3 protein-coding genes are annotated in these 7280 nt (G+C 42.8%); all 3 read right to left on the minus strand.

Features of this window, described 5'->3' with window-relative positions:
* Positions 1-272 precede the first annotated feature (272 nt).
* Positions 273-1061 carry a DUF1080 domain-containing protein gene (locus tag JWQ54_RS23050; protein WP_299589886.1) on the minus strand — a complete coding sequence of 263 codons (789 nt, stop codon included), beginning with the start codon at positions 1059-1061 and terminating at the stop codon, positions 273-275.
* Positions 1062-1704: 643 nt separating this feature from the next.
* The gene (locus tag JWQ54_RS23055) at positions 1705-3444 is read right to left on the minus strand and encodes a RagB/SusD family nutrient uptake outer membrane protein (RefSeq protein ID WP_299589888.1); all 1740 of its coding nucleotides are present in this window, start codon (positions 3442-3444) and stop codon (positions 1705-1707) included.
* A gap of 17 nt (positions 3445-3461) precedes the next feature.
* Positions 3462-6446: a SusC/RagA family TonB-linked outer membrane protein gene (locus JWQ54_RS23060; RefSeq protein WP_299589890.1), complete on the minus strand. Its 2985-nt coding sequence runs from the start codon at positions 6444-6446 to the stop codon at positions 3462-3464.
* Positions 6447-7280: the final 834 nt, after the last annotated feature.

Below are 7280 nucleotides of genomic sequence, written 5' to 3' on the forward strand. Positions count from 1 at the left end.
CAACGATTGAGTTAAATTATTAAATAAAAAAACACTTTCGCTGTCTCTTTAGTAAAAATCAGTATGCTCATCCAAAGTCATTGATTTAAAACCGACCAACCTTCAGGTGCTCTAGGACTTGACCTCATTTCGGAAACCAATGTATTAGGCTAAGATGACGATTCAGTACTTTAATTATATCCTTTACCAGACGGTAATTGTAAAAAGTCTTCACCCCAAAAATGAGCCTGCAAACAACTTGATTTGCAGGCTTATGAAGGTAACTAACTGGTTTAATTTCCGGCCGGCGGGTTGATCTCTCTTATCCAAATATTACGGAAACTAACCGGCTCGCTTTTATCGCCGTGTGCCTGTAACTTGATTGGACTGGCACCATGCGGGTGATTGTAGGCTGGCTTGCCTACATATTGTGTGGGGCCTGCTAATTCAAAATTGTTTTGTACCAAAACGCCGTTAAATAGCACGATTACTTTGGCCAGGCTTTTTAAGCTGCCGTTTGTATTAAAAAGCGGTGCTGTCCAAATCACGTCGTAGCTTTGCCATTCACCGGGTTTACGGTTAGGATTAACCAATGGAACAGATTGCTTATAGATACTTCCTGCTTGTCCGTTTGTATAAGTTTTGTTATTATAAGAGTCCAGCACTTGCAACTCGTAACCTGCATCGCCTTTGCCTATCGAAGCTAGGAAAACACCGCTATTACCACGCGCCTGACCCTCACCCGTGATATTTGCCGGGATTTTCCACTCGATATGCAGTTGGTAATTGTTAAAAGTTTTCTTGGTTTCAATATTGCCAGTACCTTTCTTCACGGTGAGCACACCATTTTCCAGCAGCCATTTAGCCGGGCTTTTATCATCAGTGGTTAGCCACTGGTCCAGGTTATTGCCACAGAGCAATACAATAGCGTCCGATGGCGGATCAGCGTTGACCGCGCCTGGCGTAACGACCGGCGGAACGGGCGTATAAATTTCTGTATCCTCGTGTTTATGTTTGTCTTGCGCCACTGCGCCTAAAGTACAAACGCTGCCTATGAAGGCAAATAATAGGTAATATTTCATTTTGTATATGGGTTTATATGATTAGCATTTATTAAAATTCAGTGAATTAGAGTGGTGAGCCGTTAAGGTGTTACTTTATGTTTTTATCATCCTATCATTTTTGAACCGGCCGCCTTTGAACTCGTGACCTCTTACAGCAAGGTTAGCCATTAAAGGTGGTTTTGTTAAAGGCCCTGCTACTTCAAACGGTGAACTTAAGGGTTCATTTTTCATAACTAACCAGGCAAGCCTCTACCCACTGTTCGTAATGCCCTCCGCATTAACCTTGTACAAGTTCAATGTTTTGTTTAACATTAACTTCATTGGTCCGATAGGTCGGTAACAATAGAGGATGTTCAGAATAGGTACCGGCTATCATTTTACCTTTGGTGCCAATAAACGGGGTTTCATTGCCACCGCGGCCGCCAAATATTTCTTCCGGTTCCAGTTCATTCCAGCGCTCGGGTTAAATACTGGAGTTTGGAAAATGCCGCTATTCTTTATAAAATTGCGCTTGAATGCATCAGGAAAAATTGCGTTTCTTTTATTTCTAACCTTTCCTTTTTTTTCATTTAATAGTTGATTGTCAACTTAATAGTAAGCGGGTGTCGTGTTGCAAGATCATTCCATCTTGCCGATGAGCCGACACCCGCTGTGTTACCACCTAATAACCGGGATTTTGCACCAACTGTGGATTAACTCCCATTATGTCTTTTCCAATTGGGAAAATCTCGGTATGCTTATCCGGATCAGGTGATTTATCCCACCAGGTACCGGTAGTAAAAACTCCCCAACGGATCAGGTCCGTACGTCGCCTGTTCTCACCCAGGAATTCACGTCCCCATTCATCCAGCATTTCCTGATCGGTCAACTGGCTTCCATCAGCTTTATAAAGACTAGGTGAGCCTGCCGGGTAGTTTCTCCGACGCACCGCATTCAGCAAAACGGCAGCACCTGCTTTATCGCCTGTCCGATATTTGCATTCAGCTAATGAGTAATAGATTTCCGAAAGCCTTATCTCGGCATAGGCAGACGTGATGCGATTAGGATCAGGTGTTGGATAAAGCGGATATTTCACCATGAAAATTCCGGAATTATGATCGCCGTGATTCATATTCGACAGCTTGTCGGCTATTTTTGTGCCTGGTTTAGCATTTAAAAACATACCTACGCCATCACGGATAAATAGCGGATAACTGCCTTTATTGCCATGTACAGTATCGGTAACCGTTTTTCCGTTAACCAAATGCTGATACGGTAAATAGCCATATAAAAACATCCCTTCTCTTGTGCTGTTCCCTAAGTTCTTGTAAAGTTTTAACCTGACATCGTCTGGGTATTTCTGGAATTTGACAAACGGTTTTCCCAATTGAAAATTGTATTCCACACTGTCAACATCCCGTCCGGGCGATAAAGCATACTTTGGATTAGCTGATCCAAAATCGGTGAACCCCATATACAATGGAGCGGCATCGTAAGTTACACCCCAAAAATACATGCCGCCATCATACTGCCAGTGAGTACGCGCAAGGGTACCAGGAAAGCCATAAATAGTTTCAGATGCCAGACTGGTGTTGGTATAGTCAAAGGGTGCGTCCCACCTGCTATCTAAGGTATACGCGCCATATTTGCCATTAATAAGGTCCTGGCATATGGTGGCGCATTCGGTAATTTTGTCAACCCCTGTATACACCTTTGAGTTTAAATAAAGGCGGACAAGCAATGAGGCTGCTCCCGCCTGTGTCCACCTGCCAATACCGGCGGCACCCAGACTTTGTCGTGTAGGCAGATTTGGAATGGCAGCCTTTAATTCCGATTCAATAAAATTAAATGCTTCCTGCGGTGATACCTGCTTGTTGCCCTGGGTAGCCGTTTTCACATCAGTTATAATTTCAATGTTCCGGTAAAAATCAAGCGCCCTCAAATGAAACCAGGCTCTTATAGTTCTTAACTCCGCTTTAAAATCTGCCAGCTCTGCCGGGGTAACGCCCAGTTTAGCCGGGTCCTGGATAGCGTCCATGTCCTGCAGTGAGTTAGTTGCCAGCACAATACCCTGGTAAAACGCCGTCCAGGCGCCACTGGTAAAAGAGTCATTTAGGGTCCAGGTATGATAATGCATACGCTGATAGTAGCCACCGTTCAGCCAGTCGCCCTGCCGGTTAAGGGTAACAAATTCATCAGAGGCGTCTTCCTGCACACAAAAGGTATCATTACCCTGTATAGACCAGTAGCCATGCTCAAATGGTCTTAAAAAATCCCGGATCACATCATCACGGCGTGTCAAAAAATTGTTGACATCTACCTTATCGTAAACATGTTCATCCAGTTTGGTACAGCCAAAGCTTAACAGCATAAGGAGTGCTGCGGTACTGTACAGGTATTTTAAATAAATTTTCCGTTTCATTTTTTAAGTGTTAAAATTTAAAAAGTAAGCTGCCCGCCTAGCACCAATTGAATGGTTGAAGGATAATAATTTAAAGACGTATTGACGCCGGGGGTCAATCCGGTTACAGGTATTTGGTCCGGATCACTGCCGGTATATTTGGTAAACGTGTGCAGATTCCTGGCAGTAGCATAAAGTCGTATGCCGTGTAGATATTTTGACGCTATTGGATGTGAATACCCCAGTGCAACGTTATCAATTTTTACAAAATTCCCGTTTTCAAGAAAATAATCCGATGCGATGGTTGTGGTAGCGGAATTTGTAAGTTTTGAATATTTGCTGTTACCGTCATAAGCTGATTTCAGCACGTTGGCGTCTGCCTGGGTTGAAGGCGTACCAATGTAAAATGCGTCCGTATTGAATATTTTATAACCAAACACGCCGCGTAAAAATATACTCAGATCCCAATTTTTATACTTGAAGGTATTACCCAGTGATCCGGTAAATTTCGGTAGGCCATTACCCACAAATTGCTTGTCATCATTGGTCGCTTTATTGCCCTGTATTGTGGTGCCGTCTTTTTTATAAACTAAAAGCGTTCCGGTTGCATCCACCCCTGCTGATTTTAACATGTAAAATCCACCGATACTTTGCCCCTCCTGGATACGCTGGATATTACCGGGACTACCTGGTGCAGGTAGCCCTGCCACATCCTGATAAGGAGCGCCTTTATAAATATCGTTGGAAAAGCTGATAAACTTATTTTGATTGTAGGCACCAGCCAATGTAATGTTGTAACTGAAAGCCTTGTTTTGAACAGCACTGACATTCAATGCAAGTTCAACACCTGAGTTTTTCATGGTACCGACATTGGAATAGGTAGTACCTTGGGGATTTGGTGGTAAGGGTACCGCGTAAGAACCTAAAAGATCTTTATCTGTCCTTACGTAATAATCAAGTGACCCCGAAAGCCGGTTATTGAATAGCGCAAAATCGACACCTGCGTTAAAGTTTATCGCCTTTTCCCAACGCAGATCCGGGTTTATATTTTGCGTCGGGCCATACACTTGGTAGGGTATGCCGTTAAACGGAAAATAGCCAGCTCCGCCATATAAAAGCAAGGATTGGTAGCTTCCAAAGTCCTGGTTACCGGTAATACCGTAATCGGAGCGGATCTTTAAATCACTCAACCATGAAAATTTATCTTTCAGGAAACTTTCTTCTATGATCCTCCAGGCCCCAGAAACCGCCGGAAAATTTCCCCATTTATGATCCGTCCCAAATTTTGACGAGCCCTCATGCCTTAAACTGGCAGTAAGGATATACTTATGGGCATAGTCGTAATTTAACCTGCCGAAGAAAGAGATTAGCCGGGAATCATTTTGAGTAGAGAAAACCGCTCCTTGTCCATTTCCTGAGCCGGCGCCGTTATAGGTTCCGGAGCCCAGGTTATTATACAGGAAGGTATCAAATGGGAAATCGTAATTATTGGCGCTAAACTCCTGGAAGTTAAAATAACTATAAGAATAGCCTGCCAATAACTTAACTGAGTTTTTTCCAAGATTCAAGGAGTAATTGCCGGTCCATTCAATATTTTTTTGATCATTATCAGATTCGTCCTGTGCCGCGTAGTTAGTCTTCGTAGTTTGATTGGCATGCACAATAGTTGTCCGGGTAGAAGGGCTGAAGTTTAGGTGCTTGGCATTCCGCGTTATTTCTGAAACAGTAACCATGGTATTCAAGTTCTTGAGGATATTAATCTTAAATGATCCGTTTATATCTAATTCCTTCAATAGCAACTGGTCTGTATTCACCAAGGCATTTTCAACCGGGTTATTGGAAAAGAAACCGGTATTAATATAGTTATACAGGCCGGTAGGCGCGTAAATCGGTAATGTCGGATTCAGCGTTAAAGCGTTGTTAAAACCGCCATAATCCGCGGCATTGGTTGTTGCCTGCCGGGGTGCTACGGTTAAACTAACCGTATAAATATTATCATCAGAGGTATGGTTCAAATTGATCCTGGCACCATACTCCTGTTTATTGGCTCTCAGATCGACACCACCGGCTTTCCGAAAATCTGCCGAGGCAAAATAATTGTTTTTCGCAGAGCCACCCGATAGTTGTAATGTATGCTTCTGACCATACGCCGGTGTTTTGCTAAGCGCTTTTAGCCAATCTGTACTGCTGCCATAATCCTGGCCCTGTTTGGCACTAACGCGGTCCGCTTTGAATTCATCTGCTGAAAGTACGTTCAGTTTATTGGTGATATAGTCAAAACTGCTGTAGCCGTCATAAACCATACGCGATTGTGAACTGCCTTTCTTGGTAGTTATAATAATAACCCCGTTGCTGCCGCGTGTACCATAAATAGCAGACGCTGCACCGCCTTTCAGCACATCGATAGATTCGATATCGTTTTGGTTGATGTTGTCAATATTTCCACCGGGAACGCCGTTAATTACGTACAATGGCCCTAATCCGGCATTCCTGGAAGACACGCCCCTCAGTTGGAGGCTGGGTCCGGAATTAGGATCGGCAGTAGCCGTATTAGAAACCGTAAGGCCCGCCACTTTACCCTGCAGCGCCATTAAAGGGTTGTTATTGTTACCGGTTAACAGATCCTTTGAAGATACATGCGTTATCGCACTGGAAACTTCTCTTTTGTCCAGCGTACCATAACCGACACTAACTACCACTACTTCGTTAAGCTGGGTGTCATTGGATTCCAGTTGAATATTAAAGATGGAAGTGCCCGCCACATCAATTTCCCGGCGTTTATAGCCAATATAGTTGATGGTTAATGTTGATGCGGCGGGGACGCTGAGCTTGAAATTACCATTGGTATCGGTATTAGTTCCTATTGCAGCGCCTTTAACGCCAACGGTGACTCTAATAAGCGGTAAACCGGTTTTCACATCAGTTACTTTACCTGAAATTGCCTTATTTTGAGCTGAAGCAGCTAATTCAAAAAAGCAAAACAAAGTAAGGAGGCTGATTTTTAGTAAATATTTGATCTCCATAAATTTTGGTTTAAATTGGTTATTGATTGATAATTGGTTTGATTGTAACAATGTCTTCTCTGACAGGCTAAGTTGGTGCGCGGTTAATTTTGATGAACATTCTTTCTGTTTTTAGGTGACGATTAGGTTTGATGGCAGCAAAGCACGCGTAAAATCAACCGCCCGCGAGGCCGGTGTTTAACGAGATTATCCATGCACTATCTGCCGGAAAAAACTACTACTTTATAATTGGTTATAATTTCAGGGGATATCCTGCCCGCAACTTAGCCCTCATTTCAGGCTGATCTGTGCAAGCCACCGGATACAACACAAAGTTGTATATCGCTATTTAACAATTGGCGTATTTGGTTAACTTGATAAAAAAAATCTAAGTTTATTAAAATTCAACCACCTGATTTTCAACTGTTTAATTAAAATAAAAGGCAAAAAAATCCAATAAAATTTTAATAAGAAACCCTAAAAACGGGTTGAAACGGGCTTTTGCATCAAGCAAATGATCACCAATATCCTTATGTGCTCTAATTACTACCTTGACCACGGCTTGCCTTATTGTTAATTTTTCGACCAGAGCGATACAGACAATTTTTTCGACCAGAAGACAAAAGCTGATAACAAAATCCATCAATCACCGCTGCCGGATATAAGAATTCTGTTTACTAGATATCAACGAACTTGATTTCCATGATCCGGTTGTCAAAATCATGGCTCTGAACCAGCGCCTTTGACTTGATGCGAATTTTGTAGGTGTAGATTGTACTGACCGAATTCTCTAATATATGGGCTATAGTTTGGTTATCCTTTATGCCCAGTCTCATCAGGGCAAAAATTCGCAGG

Origin of the sequence: Mucilaginibacter sp. (assembly GCF_028288225.1) — a bacterium.
In the GTDB taxonomy this organism is placed as follows: Bacteria; Bacteroidota; Bacteroidia; order Sphingobacteriales; family Sphingobacteriaceae; genus Mucilaginibacter.